The sequence below is a fragment of the Verrucomicrobiia bacterium genome, from assembly GCA_026414565.1.
In the GTDB taxonomy this organism is placed as follows: domain Bacteria; phylum Verrucomicrobiota; class Verrucomicrobiia; order Limisphaerales; family Fontisphaeraceae; genus Fontisphaera.
In genome coordinates this window covers 6,482-31,382 of record JAOAIT010000017.1, presented here as the reverse complement: position 1 = coordinate 31,382, position 24,901 = coordinate 6,482, and the positions used below count along the sequence as shown (strand labels likewise).

The 24,901-nt window shown below is 64.2% G+C and carries 3 protein-coding genes; 1 reads left to right on the top strand and 2 read right to left on the bottom strand.

The genetic code is table 11. The features are described from left to right. The first annotated feature begins 14 nt into the window (after positions 1–14). A complete protein-coding gene (locus tag N3J91_03905) occupies positions 15–2,672 on the top strand; it encodes a glycoside hydrolase family 127 protein (GenBank protein ID MCX8155587.1) in 2,658 nt (885 codons plus the stop codon). 63 nt (positions 2,673–2,735) lie between these two features. Here N3J91_03905 and N3J91_03900 read toward each other — a convergent pair whose 3' ends face one another. Both N3J91_03900 and N3J91_03895 read right to left on the bottom strand, forming a co-directional pair. After that, positions 2,736–6,275, bottom strand: a complete 3,540-nt coding sequence (locus tag N3J91_03900) for a GEVED domain-containing protein (GenBank protein ID MCX8155586.1) — start codon at positions 6,273–6,275, stop codon at positions 2,736–2,738. A 96-nt stretch (positions 6,276–6,371) separates the two neighbouring features. Next, the gene (locus N3J91_03895; protein MCX8155585.1) at positions 6,372–24,620 is read right to left on the bottom strand and encodes a hypothetical protein; all 18,249 of its coding nucleotides are present in this window, start codon (positions 24,618–24,620) and stop codon (positions 6,372–6,374) included. Between the last annotated feature and the right edge of the window lie 281 nt (positions 24,621–24,901).

The window sequence follows — 24,901 nt, the reverse complement described above, 5'->3', positions numbered from 1 at the left end:
ATTAAATAATTCCTATGATGCCCACGCTGCCGCTCCCCTGCCGCCCCCTCCACCCGCTGGCCGCGGCGCTCGCCCTCGTGGCGGGCGCCCTGGGTTTGCCCGCCGCCGAGGTGAATCTCGCGCTGGTGGCCTCGCCCTCCACCTCCTACGTGTCGCCGCATGAAACCCTCGCCGCCCTCAACGACGGCTTCACCCCGGCGCATTCCGATGACAAACGCCACGGCGCCTATGGCAACTGGCCGCGCACCGGCACGCAATGGGTGCAATATGACTGGAGCCAGCCCATCGCCACCCGCCGCGTCGAGGTGTACTGGTTTGATGACCGCCGTGGCGTGCGCCTGCCGCGCGCCTGCCGCCTGCTCTACTGGAACGGCACGGAGTTTGTGCCCGTGCCCGGCGCCGAGGGTTTGGGCCTCCAGGCCAACCAGTTCAACGTCACCACCTTCCCGGAAATTAAAACCACCCGCCTGCGCCTGGAGATGGAGGGCCAGGAGCGCTTCTCCACCGGCCTGCTGGAATGGCGCGTGCTGGATTCCGGCAACTCCCCCAACTTCCCCCCGCGCGTCACCGCGGGGCCGGATCGCATCGTGGTCCTGCCCGGCCGCACCTATCTGGACGGCGTGGCGCGGGACGACGGCAAAGTGCTGCCCGCCCCCACCGTGCGCTGGAGCAAAATCTCCGGCCCAGGCCGCGTGACCCTGGAAGCTGCGGCGCAAGCCGCCACCACCGCACGCTTCTCCGCCCCCGGCCAGTACGTGCTCCAGTTCTCCGCCCACGACGGCGCCGCCGAGGGAGCGGACACCTTGCGCATCTGGGCCGAGCCGCCCCCGCCCGCCCGGGCGCTGGAATGGCTCCCGCCGCAACGTTACCAAATCACCAGTCCCTTCTGGCGGCCGCGCCTCAAGGCCCTCACCCTGAATTGGCTCCCCCACTGCATTGCCAAAATCGAAGACCCCGCCACCCGCGAGGGCGGGCTGGAAAACTTCGTGCAGGCCGCCCACAAACTGGCCGGCAAAACCGGCGCCCGTCACCTCGGCCCGGTGTTTGCCAATGCGTGGGTCTTTAATACCCTCGAATCCATCTGCCTCGCCCTCATGGTGGAGCCGGGCGACGATGCCGACTGGCGCGCCGGCCAGGCACGCCTCCAGCAAACCCTGGAGAAATGGATTCCCATCCTCCTCGCCGCCCAGGAGCCGGATGGCTATCTGCACACCCAATACACCATCGAAAACCGCCCCCGCTGGCGCAACAAGCACGATCATGAAGGCTACGTGGCCGGCTATTTCATCGCCGCCGCCCTCGCCCATCACCGCCTCACCGAAGGCCGGGACACGCGTCTGTACGACGCCGCCAAAAAACTGGCCGACTGTTGGGTGCGGCACATCGGCCCGCCACCCAAACGCCCCTGGTACGAAGGCCATCAGGAGTTGGAGCAAACCCTGGCCCGCCTGGCCTGGTATGTGGACTTCGTGGAAGGCCCCGGCAAAGGCCGGCCGTATTTCGAGCTGGCCAAATACCTGCTGGACGCCCGCAACGGCGGCGAGGAATACGATCAGAGCCACCTCCCGGTCACCCGCCAGTATGAAGCCGTGGGCCATGCCGTGCGCGCCGCCTATTCCTATTCCGCCATGGCCGATGTGGCCCTGGCCACCCATGACCCGGATTACCTCAGCGCCGTGCAATCGCTCTGGCACAATCTGGTGCACTGCAAATATTACGTCACCGGCGGCATCGGCAGCGGCGAGACCAGCGAAGGTTTCGGCAAAAATTATTCCCTCCCCAACGCCTCCTATTGCGAATCCTGCGCCGGCTGCGGCATGGTGTTTTTCCAGCACAAAATGCAGCGTCTCTGGCACCAGGCGCGCTATGCCGACCTCTACGAGGAAACCCTCTACAACGCCGTCCTCGGCAGTGTGGACCTGGAAGCCCAGAACTTCACCTACACCAATCCCCTCGACTCCTCCGCCCCGCGTTACAAATGGCACGCCTGCCCCTGCTGCGTGGGCAACATCCCCCGCACCCTCCTCATGCTGCCCACCTGGATGTACACCCTGGGCCAGGACGCCGTGTACGTGAATCTCTACGCCGGCAGCGTGGTCACGCTGCCCCACGTCGCCGGCGCCCCCCTGCGGCTGGAGCAAACCACCGAGTATCCCTGGCAGGGCCGGGTGACGCTCACCGTCCAACCCGCCGCCCGCCGCACCTTCTCCCTCCACCTGCGCGTGCCCAACCGCCAGACCAGCCTGCTCTACACCAACACCCCCGCCTGCGCGGAAGTGCTGAGCGTGGCGCTCAACGGCCGGCCCGTGAAAGCCGCCGTGCGCGACGGCTACGTCACCTTGAAACGCGCCTGGCAGCCGGGGGATCGCGTTGAACTGGAGCTGCCGCTGCCCGTGCAGCGCATCAAGGCCGATGACCGCATCACCGCCAACCGCGGCCGCGTGGCCTTGCGCCGCGGCCCGCTGATTTACAACGTGGAAAGCGTGGATCAAAACCTCGAATCCCACCTCCCCCCCACCACCCCGTTGAGCACAGAATGGCGGCCGGATTTGCTGGGCGGCGTGGTAATCATCAAAGGCGTCTGGGCCAATGGCGCCCCGCTGCTGGCCATCCCCAACTATGCGCGCCTCAACCGCGGCGGCCGCTCGATGGTGTGGATGAAGGATCAATGAGGCGGGCGCCTTGATCCCACCCCCTTTTGCACCAGGTGGGCCGCGTCTGGCAGCCGCCCGCGCCTACGGCTCGTTGTAGCGCACGCGGTAGAACCCGCGCGGCCCCGTGGTGGGCGCCAGAAATTGATTGGTGTTGGAAGTCACCGTAAACCACGGCCCGGTGGGATTCACCGAATACTCCAGCGTCCCCATCCGCCCCCAATTCAGGAACATGCCGTTGCGGTTGAGCGCCGCGCTGACCTTCGCTTCACACGTCACCGTCACCGTAAATGTGCAGACGGCCGTGTTCCCCGCCGTGCTGGTGGCCACATTGGTCACCACCGTGGTGCCCACCGGGAAGAAGCTCCCCGAAGGCGGCGTGGACACCACCGCCACATTCGTCTCATACGTGGTGAACGCCCGCACCTCGAAAGGCACCACCGCCCCCTGCCCATTCTGGCACGGCACCGTCAGGTTGGGCGGGCATTGAATCGTCACCGGCGAGGGATCAATCACCGCCACATTTACCGGCACCATCCCCACATTGCCGCTGTAATCGGCCACATACACATTCACCGTGTACACCCCCGGCCCCAGCAACGTCCCAGCCGGAATGGATTGCTCGGGCACCGGATACTCTTGCCCGCAATTATCCTTGCTGGTCGTCTGGCCCGCGATGTTGGGCACCGCCGCCATCCCCGGATTATTCGGATTCTGCGCCACATTGACCGTGTAGTTCACCGTCGGCGGCATCACCTGCGGCTCCAGCACATCCCCAAAGTACACGCACCCCGGATGCCCATAAGAATCATACGTGCCCCACCCATACACGGTGATGCCAAAACTGGTGTCCGCCGTGAGAATGTGCCGTCCCACCGCCACCGGCACATTGGCCACCGCCATGAAGGTGGAGCCAATGGGCTGAAACAGCGACGGGCTGACCGGCGCGCCATTCAACAGCACCGAATTGGTGGCGAAGGTGGGGATCATGATCTGCACATAGTTGACCGGAAAATCATTGGTGGGCGTCACAAAAATGTACGCGCTCGAATAATGCCGCGTCGCCTGCACCTGCACCATGAACGGATCCGCCTGCGGGTTGCCGTCAAAATCCGAGCTGGTGGCATATTGCGCCAGCAGCACCGGCTTGCTCGCGTAAATCTCCGAGCGCACGGTCAGCAGCCGCTGATGGTATTGCCCCCGATTCAGCGTGGCCGCCAGCAGGCCGTTCACATACACCTCCGTGCCATCCTGCGCCGCCAGGATGCGCAGGATGTCGCCGTTGCTGCGCGTGGCCAGCGGCGCCACGTAAAAGGTGTTGCCCCACGCATTCACCGGCAGCAGTTGCTCCACCACGTAATCACAGAACCACACCGCATCGGACGGCACATTCGCGCAATGATGCCCCGCAAACACCGCCACCGGCTTGTCCGACTTGATCACCGTGCCGGTCAAATCCGCCGGCGCGTCCCGCGTGGCGCGCAGTTGATAGACCTGCCCCGGTTGCAGGGTGATCTGGTACGGCACCCCCGCCAGCCGGCTGCCCACGGTCACCTTCGGCGTGATGGTGACCACCGTGTTGCTGTGCGCGGCAGCAATCGCAAACTGGCTGCCGTTCAAATACGGCACCCCGGCGTGCACATTGCCATACGCCATGACCAGGTATTCCGTCCCCAAAACCGAGGTGTTCAGCGCCTGGTAACTGTCCGTCGTGTACCGCGCATGATTAAACGCCGTCACCCGCACATCCCGGTTGGCCGTCACCCGGATGCCCAGGTTGGTGATCGCATCCTGCAAATTCCCCAAATCCGCCGCCGTGGGCAGGGTGATCCGCGCCACCAGCGTGGTGGGAATGGTGTAGTTCACCAAAATCCCCAGCGCCGGCGCGCTCACCGTGCCCGTCGTCCCCGCCGGCCCTTGAATGGCCAGCGACGGCCGCGTCGGATTGTCCGGGTCCGGCGCGTAGTTGCCGGGGAAGGTCAGCCAAAACTCGCGCCCTTCGCAGCCCAGATCACAACGCTCCCGATCCGGAATGATCTTGACTTTGTGGTCCTCCACCTCCCCATCCGGCGCCGACCCCGTAAAGGACAGGGCGCCGCCCTGCAGCGTGAAGCGCCACCGGCTGAACGTTTCCCCCAAAACGGCATTTTCCGGCACGTCAAAGGTGAGTATCTGCCACCCCGGGCTGAGCAGCTCCCCATTGAACACCTGCTCCCCCGGATCCGCCCAACTGCCATTGCGGTTGAAATCTATCCACGCATACAACCGCCCGCGCGTGCTGGCCACCACCTGCACCGTCGCCTGCCGCCCCGGCACCACCGCGCTGGTGAAAATCACCCCGTCCTCATCATAAGTGCTGGTGGGATTAAGATCATCCCCGTCGGCATTGGGGGTGGGCTGGCCATCCGTCTCGGCGTCAATTTGATAACCCAGATAAACGTCCGCGTTGACGGTGTGCCGCGCCCCGTTGTCGCGCAGCAGGGTGGGATACGGCGCCGGCGCGTCGCCAAAATCCACCTCCGACTGAATAATCACGGGGTAATCCTCCACCTCCCCATCCGGCGCCAACCCGTAGGGATTCAGCTTGCCGCCCTGGCTGACGCGGAAGCGCGCGTAGGTCAGTCCGTTCTCGGCCCGGGAAAACACCAGGAACGACAGCCGGTTGGTGCCCTGAAACACGGGCACATCGTTGAATATTTGATCCTCCGGATCCTCAAAAGAGCCGTTGCGATTGAAGTCCACCCACGCATCCAGCCGCGCCCGCTCGAAGTTCCCCGTCACCACCACCTCCACACTCGCCCCGCGTCCCGGCGCCAGCGTGCCCGGCAAAAACACCCCGTCCTCATCGTCTGGCGCCCCCTCCGGCCGTTGATCGTCAGTCTTGGCATCGCTGCCCGGCTGGCCATCCGTTTCCGTGTCCCTCACCCACCCCAGCATCGGCCCCACCGCCACATGGCGGGCGCCGTCCTTCTCCAACGTGGTGCGGTAACTGTCCGGCGCATCCCCAAAATCAAACTGTTGCGCCTCAATGAACACGCGGTAATCCTCCACCTCGCCCGTGCTGGACAGCCCCACATAGCTCAACTGCTCGTTCTCGGCGCTGATCCGGAAACGGGCAAACGTGGGCCCCTCTTTCGCCGACGCCGGCACCAAAAATTGCAGCACATTCGTCCCCCGGTTGACCAGTTGTTGGAAGAATATCCGCTCCTGCGTCTCCGCCCACGAGCCGTTCCTGCCAAAATCCACCCACGCATACAAATAACCCCGCTGCGACGTCCCCGCGACCACCACCTGCACCGTGGCCGTCTGTCCCGGAATCAAGGGCGTCAAAAACGTCACCCCGTCCTCGTCCGGCCGCTGCGGATCCGGCACCTTGTCATCGCCCAGCGCCTCCGGATCCGGCTGCCCATCCAGCTCGGTATCCACCACATTGCCCAGCGTCACCCCCCCCGGAACATGCCGCGCCCCGTTGGCCTCAAGCTTGGTGGGATAAGGATCAGGCGCATCGCCAAAGTCACGCGGGCTGGTCTGGCTCAACGCCAGCCACGGCCCACAGAGCACCAGCGCCAGTCCCGCCAACAGCCACGGGCTGGCACGGCCCTGGAGAATCGTTCTTGCTTTCATAAGCCAAATTAAATTGCGACCCCGGGCGCGCCTTCGTCGGCCGCCGGCCGCCCGAAGTCTTCGCTCCCCCCCGCACGCCGGGCCCCGGTTGTAGGGTTAGTAAGCATATTCCACCGTCGAGGCAAACATCAGCGTCAGCGTCAGATGGGCATGCACCACCTGCGTGGCCGTGGTGTGCAGATTCACCGCCAGCCCGCTCAGTCCCGCGCCCCAGAGCATGTCCGCAAAGCCTTCTCCCAACACCTCCCGCACCGTGTCAGAGCCTTGATTGAAGCTCAGGTCAAACCAGTACACGTCATTGCCCGCCCCGCCGGCCAGGTAATCATCGCCGCCGTTGCCCCGCAGCACATCATTGCCCGCCCCGCCAAACAATCGGTCATCGCCGCTGCCGCCGTACAAGGTGTCGTCGCCGTCCAACCCATACAACCACGCCATGCCGCTGAAGGCGGTGGCATTCAGGATGTTATTGCCGGCGCCGCCCGTGAGATAAACCCAGTTGATGCCCGTCATCAGATTGATCTCCGTCCCAATCCGCATTTGCGCGTCGGTCACTTCAAAATCCGCATCCCGCACCTCATACACCCCGTCCACCGAGCCGCCGTTGCCGATGAATTCATCCGCCCCCAGCCCGCCCCAGAAGATGTTGTCCAGCGCGTTGCCGATCAGCCGGTCATCACCGTCCCCGCCGCGCACGTATTCCACGGACAGCCCGCTCGTCAGCACCAGCGTCAAATTCGTCGCATGCACCAGTTGCGGCGTCGTCTGCGAAAGATTGACCCGCACGCCCGTCGTGGTGGTAGGCGAAAAGTCCAGCAAATCCAGCCCGCCCCCCGGACCGGGCAGCTCGTCCACCGTGTCCTGGCCCAGCACCTCGTCCACATCAAACACGTAGGTGTCGTCGCCGCCCCGGCCGCGCAGTAGATCATTGCCCGCCCCGCCAATCAACGTGTCCCGCCCGCTGCCGCCAATCAGAATGTCATCGCCCCCCAGCCCGATCAACGTGGCCGCGCCGCTGTAGGCCGAGGCGTCCAGCGTGTTGTTCCCCGCCCCGCCAATCAGCCGCGCCCGCGCAAACCCGCTGTGGCTGTCCACCGTCGTGCCGATGGTCAGAGTGCTGTTCGTCAACACCATGTCGGCATCCGCCGTCTCCACCAGCGTGTCAATCCCGCCCCCGCCCGCCAGCGTGTCCGCGCCGGGGCCGCCGGTGATTTCATTGTCCAGGGAATTGCCCGTCAGGGTGTCCGCCCCCGCGCCGCCAATGAGGTTTTCCAAATCCTGCGCCCGGAAGAACAGTTGCAGCTCGCCCGCCGCCACATTCTGGATCGCCATCAACAGCCCCAGATTCACCGTCACCGGCACATTGAAAGCGGAGAAATCCAGGGTGTCGGTCCCGCCGCCCCCAATCACCACATTGAAGTCATTGAGCACCGCCCCATTCGGGGTGAACACAAACCGATCATGGCCCTCGCCTCCCTCCAGCCAGTTCGGGCCGGGGCCGTCCAGGAAAACATCGTCACCGCCCAGCCCATACAGCCACGCAATGCCGCTGAAGGCCGTAACATTGAAGGTATCGTTGCGCTCCGTGCCGGTGATGGCGGCCTGCTCGACGGCAACAAAGTTGATCGTCGCCGTGCTGCCGGTGAAGCTCAGGCTGCTGTTGGTCAGGGTCACCGTCACGCCTTGCGGCGCGGGGAGTCCCGCCGGCAGCAGCGCCAGCACCTGGATGCGATCATCGCCCCAGCCGCCATCAATCAGCAACGGCCCCCGCAGCCAGCCGCTCACGTCAAACCGGTCATTCTGCGGGCTGCCCGTCAGATTCACCGCCTCAAGGTCCACCAGCGTATCCACCTCATAAATGCTGCGATCCACCGGCGACGGCGCGGGATCCACCTGCGTGATGAACAGCCGGTGATTCTGCACCACAAAGACCACCTCCCACACCGCCCCCGTGAGATCCTCGGTCAGAATGTCCGTGCCCTCGCCCCCGTCCAGCACATCGTTGCCGCGCCCGCCGGTCAGCAGGTCATTGCCCGGCCCGCCCAGCAGCGTGTTCACCCCGCTGCCCCCACGCAGGATGTCGTTGCCCTCCTTGCCCGACAGCGTGGCCGCGCCGGAGAAATTGGTGGCATCCAGCAGGTTGTTGCCCGGCCCGCCAATCAGTTGGGCGCGCTCCACCGAATTCAACAGCATCGGGCCGGAGGCCAGCGACATCGTCAACGAGGCATCGCTGAGCGTGAAGTTGGCGTCCGCCGCCCATACCACCGTGTCCAACCCGTCGCCGCCGCTGAGGCTGCCGCGCCCGGTCCAGCCGGTGAGCGTGAAAGTGTTGGCCCCCGCCCCGCCCGTCAGGTGCGCCACTTCAATGCTGCGCAGGAGGTCCACCTCGCCCGTGCCGCGGATCAGGCGGTAATCGGTCAGTGTGAAATGCGTATTGGCCGTTTCCTGGATGGTGTCCTGGCCTTCGCCGCCATCCAATTCGTCATTGCCGGGGCCGCCGTCCAACAGGTCATCCCCGCCCTTGCCGTCCAGCAAATCATTCCCCGGCCCGCCCCGCAGAATATTGGCATTGCCATTGCCGCGGATCACGTCGTCCAGCGCGCCGCCCCGCACCTCTTCCAGGCCTTCGTTGAAGAAGCGAATTTGCAGATGGTCATTGACAGTCTGGTACACCCCCAGCAACCCCAGATTCACCTCGATGCGCCGCGTCGTCGTGCCGGAGAAGTCCAAAATGTCGTGCCCCGGCGCGCCCAGCGCTTCCACGATGGTTTCCATCCCCCACGGCTCATCGGTGTCGAAGACATACGTCTCGCTCCCGTCGCGGCCCTCCAGCCAGTCATTCCCCGGCCCGCCCAGCAGCACATTGTCCAGCGCATTGCCCCGCAGGAAGTCATCGCCCTGGCCGCCGGTGACATTTTCCAGATCATCCTGCAAGCTCAGGCCCAGGTTGCCATTAACCGTCTGCGCCGCGCCCACGATGGCCAGATCCACCGTCACCCCCGCCACCGTGCCGCTGAAATCCAGCGTGTCCCGCCCGCCGTTGCCGCGGACGGTCACCGTCCCCAGCGGCGCGTCGGCGACAAACAGGAAAGTATCCCCCGCCGCGCCGCCCAGATAGGTGTCATTGCCCGGCGTCGCCACAAACGTGACCGGCCGCGAGTACCCGGAGGCGTCGAACGTGTTGGCCAGCGAGCCGCCCGTCAGCGTCACCTGCTCCAGGCTGGCCAGATGATACGTCTGCCCGTTGGGCAGGCTGAGCGAGGCATCCTTGGCAAAACCCGCCACCAGCAGCCAGTACAGACGCTCGGCCGGCGTGGCGTCCTTCAACACCATGTCCATGTCATGTTGCACGAACACGCTGTCCGTCCCTCCGCCGCCCGACACGAAGGCCGTCTGCGCCCAGTTCACCATCTGGAACCGGTTCGGCTCGGCGTCGCCCCACAACTGCGCCACCTCAAACACATCCAGCATCGTGTGCACGTTCAACGGCACATAACTGCCCAGCTCCAGCCGCTCATGCGTCAGCGTCCCGGGCGTCAGCGTCAGGCCCGCCACTGACCGCGTCGAAATCACCGTGTCGCGCCCGTGGTCCCCGCGGAGGGTGTCATCCCCCTGGCCCACCGTGATCTGATCGTTGCCCAGCCCGCCCAGCACAATGTCCACCCCGTCCCCGCCCGCCAAAAGGTCATGGCCCAACTGGCCGTTCAAATAATCAGCCCCCATGCCGCCCTCCAGACGGTCATGCCCCGGCCCGCCGGTGAACAGCAGATTGCCGAGGTATTGCGGCAGGTGAATGTTGGCATACGCATGCACCACCGCATAGCCGGGGATGTTGCCCGAGTCGCCCAGCAAAATGTCCCAATCATCGCCGCCCAACACCACGTCATCATCCGTCACCGTCGGACTGCCATCCCCCACGATATAAACCGTGGCCGTGTCATACGGCCGGCCCGTCGCGTCATTCACCGCCACGGAGAACCACCGGAACTCGTTGAAGCCCAGATTGCGGTTGTGGATGGGGATGCGCACCGTGCGCTCCGTCTCGCCCACGTTGAACACCAGAATTGCCGAAGTCGCCGTGTAGTTGCGCGTGGCCGCCGGCTGTGCCAGCGCCCCCTTGGCGCCCGTGCCGTCCATCGTCTCCACCACCACCACCCCCGGCCTGAAGGAGGTCGAGCGGATCACCGTAACATCAATATACCCCGGCACGCGCTCCGACACGCTGAACGTGTTCTGCACAAATTGATACGTGCCGCCCGCCGCGTACTGGTTGGCCGGCGCCAGCCCGGCGTCCACCGTGGTCTTGGTGGGGTTGATGCCCGTGATGGTAAAGGCCCGCGTCCGGCTCACGTATTCCGCATCGCTGTCGGTGGCCGTGCCATCCTGCGCCGGGTTGGCATCGCCCACATTGGGATCCACAAACCGGTAACCGTCCGGCAGCTCAAACTCCACCACATACGTGCTGGAGGACAGCGGATCACCGGCCCGCAAATACAGGTTGGTGAAGCTGTAACTGCCGGTGGTGGTATAGATGGCGTTCACCGGGTTGCCCGCCGCGTCGTACAACGTCACCACCACCCCGCCGGTGTACAACGTGTCGCCCGCGTCCTGAATGTTGTTCAGGTTGTTGTCCAGCCAGATTTGCCCGCTGATCACCCCCGGATAACTCTCCGGCGTGACCGAGAAGATCGGGCCGCCGTCATATATCGGATGCAGGGTCACCCCCGCCGGCAGGCCGTACACCGTCTGCAAATTCGTGCTGCCCGTCACCACCACCACCGTGGCGTTGTACACCCCCTGGTTCACCGGCATGTTGGTGTCCGTCGCCGTCTGCCAGTGCCCGCCCACCACATGATCATCCCCCGCGCCCGCATCCAAGGTGTCATTGCCCGGCCCGCCAAAGAGCGTGTCGTCCGTCCCGCCGCGGCCCACTTCCTTGGCCTGCTCCGGCAGCGTGAGGCTGAAGCTGTTCTTGTAACCCACCGGCGCAAATGGCGACAGGCCCACCACCCCTTCAAACGCCGCCGTCTGCACCTCGTTCTCCGTCGTGCTGTAATATTCGCCCGACCACAACAACAGCGACAGCGGCCCCAGCCCCTTCTGGAACGGCGACTTCACCGTCGTGCCGTCCACCGCAATCGTCACCGGCCCCAGCGCCACCGGCAGGCTGTATTCCCCGGCGGCGTTGGTCTTCACTGTTTGCTGCTGATGAATCCCGTTTTGCAGCCAGGTCAGGGTGACGCTCACATTTTCAATCCCACCCTCGCCCAAATCCATGAAGCCGTTGCCATTCCGATCGTAGAACACCCTCCCCGTCACCGTCTGCAGATCATCGTCATATATCGGGCACGCCGTGATGTACGTGCGCTCCGCCAGCGTCGCCCGCACCGGGTTGCTCAGCCGCACCCCAAACCGCTCCGTCAGCTCCGGCGTGGCATCCCGCGTAATGATCACATTCACCGTCGTCTGCGTCCCGCCCGCCGGGATGAACGCCGTCCCGCTGGCCGCCGTGAAGTCCTGTCCCGCCCGCGCCGTGCTGCTCACCGTCGTCCAATCCACATACACCCCGCCCGGCGGCGCCGGTTTGTCCAGCGCGATCGTGAACGTCGCCGTCGTGCTTCCCGCCCCCGTCCCCTCCTGCACGCCCCGCACCACCGTGAACAGCCCCGTCACCGGATCCATGAAAATGCCCAGCACCGGCGCCAGCACCGAGGCCTGCGGCAAATCCGCATCCCGAATCGTCAACACCGCCGTGTCCGGCGCCGCATGGACCGGCCCGCCCGTCGGGTTGTTCAGCGAGAGCAGCACCGTTTCATCGCCTTCGCTCAGGCCGTCGCTGTAAATGGGGATGTAAATCGTGCGCGTCACCTCATTGCCGCGGAAATACACCAGATACCGGCGCGCCGCGCTGTAATCCACCCCTGCCGTGGCCGTGCCGGGCGTGGTGCTGAGCACCGCCAACGCCTGCGGGCTGCCCGGCAGCCGGTGCAACGTGATGGCCGCATAAGTGATCCCGCTTCCCGGCTCCTGCACCGTGTAGGCGGTGTCCGAGAAGAAGATGCTCCACGGCGGCAGCCCCACCGGCGCCGCCAGATCATCATCCTTGATGACGATGGTAAAATGATTGCTCTCCCCCAGCGGGTTGGCCGCCACCTCGGCGTTCTCCGCGTTGAGCAGATTCAGGAAAAAGTACTCGTCCCCCTCCGGCCGCAAATCCCCAAAAATGCGCACCGTGATCAGCTTGCTCGTCTCCCCCGGCGCAAACACCAGCGCCCGCTGCTCCGGCGGCAGGCTCTCCAGCGGCAGCGCCTGATAGTCGGCCGACTCCCCGGCGTCGGCCGTGTACACCGCCTCCACCGCCGTGCCCGGCGCCGTGGCGTAATTCACCTTCACCGTGTGCCCGCTCATCGCCGAGAGGGAGACCTGCACCGTGACGGTGACGTAGCCCGAGTTGCCCTCAAACACACTCGCCAGATGCGAGCCGGGCACCCCCACCTCATGGATGGACACGCTCACCGGCCCGTCATCATCCGGGATGATGCCATACGCCCGCCCGTCGCCAATCCGGGCGTAGGTGGGGTTGAACAAATCAACGTAGAAGGACTCATCCGGCTCATCCAGCGCGTCCTGCCGCAGTGTCACTGTGATCTTCTTCTGCGTCTCGCCCGGCTGGAAGGTGATCAGCCCCGGCGCCGGCTGCACGTAGTCGCCATCCGGATACAACGGCCACGGCCTGGCCGGATTGGGATCGCAGCCGCAGTCGTACGCCGAATCCACCAGGTATTGCACCGTCACCGCGTACGTGCTCGGGTTGGACAGCGACACGATGAACTCCGCGGTGACATTCTCCGGCACGGTGTAAACGCGGGTGCCATTGAGCAGCAGCGTGGACGGCGGCACATAATCGGCTATCGAAATCTGCGGCACCGGATCATCATTGGCAATCGTCACCAGCACCGTCGTCTCCGGCAACGTCGGCAGTTTGATGCCCGCGCTGGGGTTGCTCAATATCACCCGGAATTGCTCGTGCTCCTCGTACATCAAATCCCCCCCCACCGCAATCGTGATGGCCTGCTGCGTCTGCCCCGCCGCAAACGTCAGCGTCCCCGACACCGGCACATAATCCCCCGACGCCGCCGTGGCGTTGCGCTCCGGATACAGCGCATCGTTGCCGTCCGCCGTCCGGTAGTTCACCGTCACCGCCGTGCGCTGCGGGCCGGACAACGTCACCAGCAACGTCACCAGCGTCTGCCCGTTGTTGCCCTCCGTCACTGTCACCGGCGCCACGCTCACCAGCGGATCCCCCTCATATCCCGCCGCAATGGCCCGCTCCGTCTCGTCAAACGTCAGTTGGAAATCCGGCGTGCGCCCCACCAGCGGGCCGCTCGGATACACATCGCTGTCATTGCTGGCGGCCTCCGCCTGGGCCGCGCCCCCGCCAAATTGCGTGATAAAGTTCAACCCGCTCACCGCGCTGAAGGTGAGGTAGTACCGATCCGGATCCAGGCCCGTGAAGGCAAACGTCCCGTCCACCTCCGTCACCTCCGTCCCGATCAGCAGCCCGTCATTCCGGTACAGCGTCACCGTCACCCCCCCAAACCCCGTCTCGCCCGCGTCGCGCACGCCGTTCTTGTTCAAGTCGAAGAAAATGGCCGAGCGTATCGCAATGCCCGTGTCCCGATCCCCCGTCCGGCCCATCGCGTCATCGCCAAAAATCGTGTCATCCCCCGGCCCGCCGTCGAAAAAGTCATTGTGATCCTCCTCGATAATGGTGGTCTCGCCCTGATTCATGAAGTTGCCGCCGTACAGGAAGTCATTGCCCGGCCCGCCAAAGAGCACGTCCACGTTGCCCCCGCCTATCAAGATGTCATTCCCCTTCACCGTGCTCCCGCCGCCCGGCAGGTTGCGCACCACCACCCCCGCCGTGGGGATGGCCGCAACGGCCGCGCGAATCCCCGCCAGATTCGCCGCCGTCACCGGCAGGCCGTTGATGGTGATCGGGTTGGCCGGATCATCATCGCCAATCAACAAATCAATGCCGCCGTGGCCGTTGGCCCAGTCGCTGCCCGGCCCGCCCAGCAGCAGATCGTTGCCGTCCCCGCCATACAGCTTGTCATCGCCCCCGCCGCCGTCCAGCACGTCATGCCCAATGCCGCCGTACAAGGTGTCATTGCCGTCATCCCCCCGCAGCCAGTCATCGCCCTCCCCGCCCCGCAGAATGTCATTGCCGCGCCCGCCGCGGATCAAATCGTTGCCCGCCAGCCCCTCAATCACATCATTGCCGTCACTGGAAGTGCCCGTGCCGTCATCCCCGTACAGCTCGTCATCCTCCGGGCTGCCCGTGATGGTGTCATTGCCCGCGCCGCCATAAATGCGAATCGCCGTCGGCCCCGCCACCAGCAGGTCGTTGCCGTCCCCGCCGTAAATCACCACGCCCGTCACGCCCGCGTTGGTGCTGGCGTAAATCTTGTCATTCCCGCCGTCGCCGTAGGCCCGGGAATTGGCGCCGTCGCCCAGGTAAATCGTGTCATGGCCCGGCCCGCCGTGCACCTCCACCGGGGAGAGCACGCCGCGGAAGTCCAGATAATCATCCCCCTGGCCGGCGTCCGGCACCACCACCCGCGCCACATTGTTGAACGTCTGCCGCCAGTTGCCCCACTGCACTTCCACCGACTCGCTGCCCGCCGCCCCGCCCACATGCTTCACGATGAACGTCTCGGCGTTGTCGGTGGTGTCCACCTCCAGCCGGCGCGCGGCGCGGCTGCCAAGGTTCAGGTACAAATCATTGCCCGACAGCTCGGCCAGCACCGGCTCGGGGCAGGTGATCTTGATTTCAAAGAGGGTGATCTCGGCAAACCGCCACGTCTTATCAATGCTGAAGAAGAACAAATCCACCTTCAAAAACGCCTCCAAAAACAGATAGATCCGGCCGGTGATGTCAAAGATGCAGCGCGGATCCTGCTGCGCGTTGGCCACCAGCTCGCTCACCCGGATCTTCCCGTCGTCATTGATGTCATTCAAATCAAACGTCACCTCAAAGCCCAGCCCGCCGTTGACCCCCGCCTTCACAATCGCCAGATCGATCGTGGCCCCCGCAAACAGCTCCCCATACAACCGCACCTCCGGCTGCTCCCGCCCCTGCGCGTCAAAGTCCAGCACGTAAAACCCGTCCAGAATATCCAGGAAATTCTTGTCCTCCGCGCTGATGAACTTCTGGATGCCGTAGGTGTCGTACCCGAAGCCAATGTTGAAATCCGCCCCAATGGTCCCGCCAAACTGCGCGTACAAGGGCGGGTAGATCGGAATCTTCTGCGTGTAGGTGAACTTGAACCGGAAGGTTGGCATCCGCCACTCGATCAGCCGCACCGGCTGCCCCGTGAACAGATTGAACAGCTCCGCCGGATTATCAAACACCGGAATCTTGAAGTTGCTCAGGCTGCCCACGTCGCCGGCAAACTCCGACACTTTCTGCGTGTACGTGCTGCTGGCCCCCGGCCCGGTGGCGGCGGCGGCCATCGTCGCAATGTCCTCCATCGCCCGCGCCGCCAGCGGCTCCAGCGCCTGGATCGCCGAACGCCGCCCGTCATTCCCCTCCAGCAACCGGAAGCTGCCGAACGGAATCAAAATCGTCCCGCTGCCCAGCCCGTCCAGCTTGTTGATCATCTCCACCACCGTGATCACATCACGGATGAAATCCATCGTGGACGGCTCCAGCAGCCCGAACGCCTCGGCCAAATCCAGCAGCGTCAACTTGCGCCCCGCCAGATCCGACAGCACCGGCAGCCGCGCGGTCACAATGTCAATGATCGGCTGGATCGGCTCGGTCACCCGCCGGATCTCCTTCAAAATCGGCCCCAGGAAATCCGACAGGAACGTCCCCAGATCCAGGCGGATGTTGGTGAACTCAATCTCCGGATCCTGCGCCCCCTGATTCGTATCCGCCCGCCAGCCCAGATGGAAGTCCGCCAGCACCCGCGGGAAGGCCGTGTTGCCGCCAAAGCTCGCCACCAAGTCCAGATTGACATCCGCCACCGCCCCCAGCTTGGCGCTCAGAATGTCACTGAATTTCGTCCCGCTCGAGAACAGCTCCGCCACCGTCAGCTTGCCGTCCCGGTTCGGATCCCGCAAATCCACCTCAAACGCCCCCTCGAAATAGCTGGGCCGGTCCGCATCATCCATCACCTCCAGTTGCAGGAACAACAACTGGCCCGCCGCCCGCAGGCCGGGAATCTCGGCCCGGAAGAAGACCCGCAGCTCGGGATTGGTCGCCGGCGCCGACGTATTGAAATAGAAACCGTTGGTCAAATCCACCCCGAACCCAAACTTCCAGTCAAACCCCAGCGAGAGCACCACGTTGCCATCCACCTCCAGCCCGAAGCCCGGCACGCCAATGTTGAAATCTATCGGGTTGCCCGTGGTGTCCAGCAGCGCAATCGTCCTGGCCAGCCGCAGGTTGACCACCAGCCCCGTGTCGCAATCCAGCCGCACGTCCAACTGGCTGAACCCCGCCGCCACGTCCAGCGGCTGGCCCGTCTGGTAATTGACCAGCCAGTTCAAGCCGCCCGGCCCCAGCGAATTCCAGAACGCCTTCTTGATGGCGTTTTCCAGCGCCGTGATGCCGTTGCCGCCCGCCGCCTCCACCTCCTCGCGCAGCTCGCGCAACAAGCCGTTGCGGAAGTCCCCGATGAAATTGGCCGCGCCCTTAAGCCCCTTGCCCACCAGCGGCAAATCCACATTGTACACCACGCTGCTCAGCCCGTCCTGCACCCAGCCCAGGAACTTGTCCAGGCCGTCCAGGATCGGGCCGATGCTGTTGGCAATGACATCACACAACTCCAGCCCGTCAAACAGCTTGCTGAAGTCCGGCGTGACGATGAACACCTTCTCCAGCGTGCCCGCCCCCGTGTTGCCCGTGGTATTCGCCTGCCCGTCATCGTCCGCCGTGAGGGAGGTCGGCGCAAACGCCCCGCCCGCCCCGCTGGCGCTCTGGATGGCGTTGCGCGCCGTCAACGCCGTGGTCACCCCCGCGTCAATCTGCACCGTCAGCGTATTGGTGGCCGCGCTATAGGCCGCGGTGGCATTGTTGCCGCTCAACGTGTCAGTGAACACGATGCGGTAGTTGCTGATCGAGCCGTTGCTGCGGATCCGCAAATCATTGTGCAGCCCCGCAAACTTCACCACCTTCTCCGCCCCCACCGCCTCCGTGGACACCGCCTCGCTCAGGAAAAACCGCACCAAATCCGGCGCCTCCACCACCAGGTAATGATCCGGATACCCATCCCCATTCGTATCATTGCTGCCGCTCAACGGCGTGGACTCCAGCGGCGCAAAAATCGGCAACTGCGCGCTCGCCCCGCCCTCCAACTGCAGCCGGATGAAGTCCGCGCTCAGCCAGTTTTCATCCAGATACAGCCGCCCGTCCCCGTTGCTGTCCTTCAACCCCACCTTGAAGATCGCCCCGCGATCCCCCTGGGCCGCCCCGGTATCCGGATCCCCATCCTGATCCAGCGTCACCCGCCCCCCCTTGATGAAAATGCCAAACACCGACCCCAGCGACGCCTCCAGGCTGATGTTCGTCCCCGCCACCTTCGCCAGCATCTCGATCCGTGTGCTCTCGTAGAAGAACGGCCGCGCCGTCCCCGGCGTGGAGACATCCAGCCCAAACTCCAACACCAGCGACGCGCTGGCGCTCACCGTCAACTGCCCCGATCCTTTGATCTGCACCAGCGTGGTGGCCAGCTCCAGAAACGCCCGCACCGTCGGATGATTCCCCGCCAGTTGCGACACCAGTTGCTGCAAATCCAACTGGAACGGCAGGCTGTTGGCGTAACCGGTCGAAAAGTTGAACGCGAACTTCAGCGCCGTCAGCGTGATCGTCCCCGCCCCCGTGTTCGTCCCGGCCGGATTGTCATTGCTCGTCAACTGCGCCAGCCACGGCGAGCCGCTCCCGCTGGCGGTGGTGATGGCCTGCACGATCGCGTTGGCCGTCGTCTTCCCCGGCTGAATCTTCAGCGTCAGCACCTTGCTGCCCGCATTCCATTCCGCCCGGGCCGCACCGTTGGTGATCGTGCTGTCGCCCACCACCACCACCCGGCTGTTGTTCAACGCCGCCCCGTGGGTGTTCGCGTAGATCCGGAAGCCGTTGTTGAAACCGTTGAAATCCACCACCACCGCGCTGGCCGCGCTGCCCGAGCCGCCGCTGGTCACCAGGCTGCCCGGCGCCACGCCGTTGTGATCCAGCGAGAGCGTCAGCACGTTCGGGTTCAGATGGAACAGCGTGTCAATCTGCCGCTTCAGCTCCGCCAGGGTGTTCTGCAGGGTGTCCCGCGCACTGCTCGCCGACAGCCCGTCAATCAAATCCGCAAACTTCTGCGCGTAATCGAGCATGTCGTTCACGCTCAAATTCACAAACGGCAGCGGCTGGTCCAGAAACGAAAACGCGCTCAACTGGCTCAACTGCGCCGCAATCCCGTTCAGCGCCCGCACGATCGTCGTAAAGTTCAGGCTGGTGAAATTCGTCAGCGTGGACAAATCCGGATACGTCACGAAGATGCCCCGGTTGTTCGTGGCCGGATCGTACGGATGGGCGTTGTAATTCAGATGCTTGATGTCCGGTATCCACACCGCCACCTGCGGATTGCTCCCCAGCGGCAGCGAGAAGCCCAGCCCCCCCACGCTGATGTTGTTCAGCCGCGCCAGGAAGCTGCCATTGAAACTGAACGCCGGCGCCAGATTGCTGATGTTGTTCGACGACGTGCTGTTCATCAGCTCCTGGAGGTAAAACCGCCGCTCGCCCGTCGTCTGATTTTCCAGCCGGAGGGTCGCCGTGATGGGCGCGGGCGTCACCCCGTCGTAGGCCAGCGTCCCAAACGCCCCGCCGCTGGTCGTGATCTCGACAAAACCGAACTTCAACGCCCCCGCAATCCCCGCCGCCGTGGTGTTCACCGCCAGGCTGGCGCTCAACTGCGCGTTCTCAATGAACAACCCCTTGATGGGCGCCGTGGCCGCCGCCACCAAAATCTGGTCATGCGTCGTCGCCGCGCTGCCGTCCAAATCCTGCACGTCCGCCCCAAAGCCAATCTCGGTGCCAAACGGATCATTGCGCGGCGTGATCACCACCACCCGGTTGATGATCCCCAACTGATTGTCCCGCGCGCTCAACGCCAGCCCGTTGCCCGCCTTCTGGAAAACCAGCACATCGCCCAGCGTCCCGCTCCCGTACGCCGCCCCGGCCAGCACCAGGTTCAAATCCTCCGCCAGGTGCTCGATGCTGTTGTTGCCCGTCGTCTCCGTCTGCCTGAGGATCAGCGGAAACCATTGCGCAAATGTCCCGCTGCCGCTTGGCAGCACGTCATTCAGGTAAATCCCAAAGTGCGCGTCCGCCGTGATCCGCCCGTGGCTCGGCGTCGGCACCGTGCTCGAGGTGAACACCCGCGGCACCTCCGCCGCGCCCAGGTCAAACCCCAGCGTCAGCGTAAAGCCCACCTGCACATTGAATTGCAGCGCCCCCGTCAGCGACGCCCCCGCAATCGGCCCCAGCGCCAGGTTGAAATTGAACGGCAGCGTCGGCGTGCCAAACAACTGCTGCGTGTTGTACGCAAGCTGCCGGCTCACCGTGTAGGTGTACATCCGCTGCATCGGGTTGTAGAGAATGCCGCTGTTGCCGTTCAACAACCCGTCATTGAACAAATCCGCCAGCGCCACGAAAAACTCCTCCGTGCGGAACCGCTCCGTCAACACCCCCGTCTGATCATTCGTCGCCGTATTCCCATCCCCCGGCCCGAAGCCCAGGCTCGCCACCGCCGCATCCGCATCCACCAGATTCAGCGTGGTGTTCTTCGCCACTTCCTCCTCCCGCAGCGCGATGACCACCTTCCTGTCCCGGTTCAGCCGCGCCTCCAGCCGCCCCGCCAGCCCCTGCGCCGCAATCGCATTCTGCAGCAGCGTCACCAGCTCCGTCCCCGTCCGCGTGTTGGGATCCCCCACCGTGTCCGTCACCGTCAGCGTCACCACCGGCTCCGTCCCCAACTGCAGCTTCATCACCGCCCCCGCCAGCGCGCCCGTGTGAGTGCTGGTCTCCGTCAGGCTGCGCGATTGCAGCTCCACGCTCACGAAGTATTTGTAAATGGTGTCCACATAAAGCTGCGCCCAGTTGAACGCATCCCCCAGCGTCTTCCCGCCCGTGAACGGTATCTCCACCTGGAAAAGCGAGCTGCCCGCAAACGACTCAAACCAGTCCCCCAACTGATTCAGCAGCATCACCCACTCAAACGGACTGGCCTTGGCAAAGTCAAAATTCGCCAGCGACGTCAGCGCCGGCCCGGGGAGGATCGTCCCGTTGTCAAGCGTCAGCAACAGCTCGTTGTTGCTCAGCCGCCGGAACTCCACCGTGCTCCCCACCACCCGCACGCTCAACTGGAACGGCAGCGCAAAACTTCCCACATGCAGATGCCCGTCCACGTTCACCTGCACATTCGTGCCCCCCGGCACGTTCACCACCCGGCTGCCGTCCGGCGTCGTCACCGTGGTGTTCACCGCCGCGCCCGTGGTGTTGAGCTTCAACCCGATCGTCCCGCTCAACCCCACCAGCCCCGACTCAAACTGCAAATCCGCCTCCGCCGCCAGACCCGCCCCGTTCAAAATCATCGCCCCGGCCCCCCGGTCAAACGACAGCACATTCACCGACCCCATCTGCACCCGCAGTTGCAAATTCGTGGCCCCCAGCTTGAACACGTCCTCCAGCACCGTGTCCCCGTTGGTGTCCACCCGCGCCTTCTCGATCACGAAATTGCCGCCCAATGTGATGCCCCCCATCAACCCGGTGATCTCCGCCGCGCCGGACACCGCCAGGAAGTTGTGATAATACGGCCCAATAAACTGCAGGCTCACATTCTCCGCCGGGTTGTCCGATATCGGCACCACCACCGGATTCGGATCCCCCACATTCCCGCCGGTGTTGTTCAGGCGCAGTTTCAAATTCTGCGCGTTGATCCCCAGCCCGCCCGCATTCGCCAGCGTGGCGCTGGTCACCCGCACCTCGCCCGCCAACCCTCCCGCTGCATTCAGATAAAACGCCCCCCGCCCGCCGCTCACCTGCAGGCTCACCGGCCCCGCCCCCAGCGTCGCGCTCACATTCGACGCCGCAATCGTCACGTAACCCGGACTCCCCTGCACCAGCGTCAAAATGAACCGCCCGCTCAAGGATTGCGTGCTGCTCCCAATGGGAACGTTGAGGGTGATGGGCACCGGCCCGGAGTCCAGTTTGTTGAACGGCCCCGCCGGCAGATTCAACGCCGTGGGATTGCCCACCGCCTGGTTGAACGCCGAGCTGGTGTTGTTGAAGCTCCATTGGAAGGTGTGCGAGAACCCCGTCCCAAACGCATTGATGCCCACCGTGATCTGCCCCTCGCCCATCAGCCCCGCATCGGTCATCATGAACAAACCCGCACCATTGCTGGCCGTCAGCAGGCTCGTCCCAAAATTGAAACTCACATTGGCCGCCGTCACCGTGATGACCCGGCTGCCGCTCAGCGTGTTCTTTTGTTCAAAGCTGAAGTCCCCGTTCAACCCCACCCCCAGCACCGTCAACGTCACCCCCTGGCCCCGCACCTGCACATACGGGCCGGCCGGCAGATTCACTGTCACCGGCGCCCCGCCCACGTCCACCGTCTCGCTCACCGCCGCATTCCGGTCATTGATCCGCACCGTGAACGTCCCCCCCACCGACACCCCCGCCGCGTTCACCCCCACCGTCGCCGTCGCCGTCCCCGCCAGCCCGCCCTGGCTCAAAATAAACGCCCCGCTGCCATTGCTCACCGTTAATATGTTGGAGGCCGACGCCCCAAAGTTCAGCGCCATCCCGCTCCCCGCCACCGTCACCACCAGCGCCCCCCCGGAGGTCTGCTTGCGCTCAAACACAAAACTGCCCGTAACGCCAAACCCCTGCACTGTCAGCGTGGCGCCACTGGCCGTCACCCGCAGGTACGGCCCCGCCGGCACATTCACCGTCACCGGGCTGCCATTGACATTAAACGTCTGGTTGAAGGCGGACGCCGTGTTGTTCAAGCTCACGCTGTACGTCCCGCTCAAACTCACCGCCGGCACGTTCAAGCTCACCTGCGCCGACAGGCTCCCCGCCACCCCCGCGCTCGTGAACACCAGCGCCCCCTGCCCCTGCGTCACCGTCAGCAACGGATTCGTGCCGTCCGAAAAGTGGAAGCCCAGATTCGCCACCGCCGCCACCGTCTGCTCGTAACCATTGGCCGGATTCCCATCCGCATCCCGCGGTTCAAACAGAAAATTCCCGCTCAGACTGGCCGCCGGATTGGTCAGCGTCAACGTCCCCTGGCCTGTCACCCGGAAATACGGCCCCGCCGGCAGGTTCACCGCCACCCCATTGATGTCCGGCACCGCCCCGGTGGTGGTATTGAACGCCACTTGCAGACCCGTCGCGCTCAAACCAAGATTCGGAATGGCCGGGCCAGTCGCAAAATCCAGCGTCAGCGTCCCCGCCAGCCCGGAATTGAGCACCACCAGATTCCCCGCCCCATTCTGCACGCTCAACACCCGGCTGCTCCCCGAACCCACCTGAAAACTCACGTTGCTCGCCTGGAGAATTGTCTCTGTGCCCACATTCTTGAGCGTGAAGCTGCCGCTCAAGTTTTGTCCCATCACCGTCAAAGTGCTGTTGACATCCACGCTCAGCTCCGGTGCCTGATTATATATATCAGCGCTTTGCACCCGCACCACATACGCCCCCGTCAGACTGAAACCCAAAAAGCTCAACGTCCCCGTCAGCGGAAACGCCGCATTCAACGTCCCCGTGGTGGAGACGTTGAACGCATTGCCCACCGGCGTCGTGCCGTTGGCCAGATTGGTCAAGGTGGCCATCGTAATCCGGCCCCCGGTCAGCACACTGGCATCCGGCGCCGCCGTCACTCCCGTCGCCAGGGCCACCGTCCCCCCGCTCGCGCTCAACGTCTGCGTCCCCACCGGCGTGTTAAACGCAAAACCAAATCCCCCCAGCCCGCTCGCATTCACCGACGCCCGCGCCCCCACGCCCTTCACCCCCACAAAAACCCCGCCGTCCCGCCCAAAGGAAAAATTCAGAAACGCGCTGCTGTTCACCGTCACCGTGGGAGCTGACCCGCTGAACACCGCCCCAAACACCCCGCCCAGGATGTTTTGCAGCGTCGCATTAACCGCCGTCGGCTCCAGCTCCACATTCACATCCCACCACACCGGGTCACTGCTGCTCACCCCGTAATGGCCCAGAACACCCCGCACCCGGAAGGTGAATCCCGCAAAGCTGGTGTTATCCCACCCTTGAATCGCCGCCGTCACCTGCGCCACAGTGGGGATGCCGCTCAATACCGACAGCATCCGCGCCCGCAAGCCGTTCAGGAAGGCCGTCCCCATGTTGGCCAGATTCCCCAGATTGGAGCCAATGAATGGCAGGCTCTGGGCAAACTGCCCAAACGTGTCCAGACGGTCGGCCACCTCCCCCAACCGTTGCAACGCATTCAGTAATTGAGTGTCCAGCCCCGCGGAAAGATTCGGCGTCTGCACCATCGTCAGCCGCAAACCCGTCGGGGTGTACTCCGGCTTCAACGCCCAATCCGGATGCCCCGCGATGCCCACCGTACCCAGCCAGTTGGCAAACTCGCCCTCCCGCGTGCCCCAGGTGATGACATCGAACGTCTGGCCCAGCGCCGGAACATAACCGCCTTGCGGATTGAAAATAATCTTGATCGTCCCATTGAGGCGGGCCGTCCCCGTCACTTGAATCCAATCATAGCCCGTCCCTTGCCCCAAACCCTCAATCTCAATCTCCGTAATCGTCTCCGGCCCCGGATTAAACTCCCCCATGGTAATGTGACCCGGGGAGTTGCCCGGCCGGATGACACCCGCCCCGCCAATACCACCAAGAATCGTACCACTGCCACTAACCACCTGCCCTGCAGCCAGTTCCAAAGTTTTTCCGCCCAAATCCAGCACCGCCTCTGGCGTCAAATGCAGGTCCCCACTCCATCTCATCGGAGGGCCATTGCCCGCGTGCAACGTCTCCACCATCTGCGCGGCATACCACGAAATGGCTGCGTCCGTCCCCACGCCGGGACTCTCCTCCTGGCTTCCAGTGGTGTGGATTGCCGGCCGGAGCGGCTCAGAAATTTGGACGCCAAGGATCTCCCCGCTGCTCCCCGCGCCCGCCTCGCCTTGACTGTCTCCCGCCGCCTCCCCGTCTGCGGCCGGCGCAAACAATTCACCCTGGCCGGAATCAAACAGGGGAGATGAGGAGTTCTGCTGATGTGTGCCGCCGGGTTGCTCCCAAGTCATTTCCTCCGCCACATCCTGCCCCGGCAATGAAGGCAACAGGCACGGGACGCCGGCACACAAACCATCCCCGGAAAGCAGAACTCGGGGTTCTAGTGCCTCCAAACTAAACGACACCGCATTTCGCTGCCTGTGCAAACAATCCTCGCTGGCCCCCCAAACGAAGAAAACAAGCTTCTCTCTTACTTGTCTATTTGAGCGCTACGTTTGGTTGTCTGTCGGCAACCTTAACCCGCTCCCGGCGGATGTCAAGAAATTCTTAAATTAATTTTTAACTTAACTTGCTCATCTGGCGG

Excerpts from the sequence above, each read along its gene's own strand:
- N3J91_03900 (MCX8155586.1), bottom strand. The coding sequence starts at position 6,275 with ATGAAAGCAAGAACGATTCTCCAGGGCCGTGCCAGCCCGTGGCTGTTG.
- N3J91_03905 (MCX8155587.1), top strand. The coding sequence starts at position 15 with ATGATGCCCACGCTGCCGCTCCCCTGCCGCCCCCTCCACCCGCTGGCC.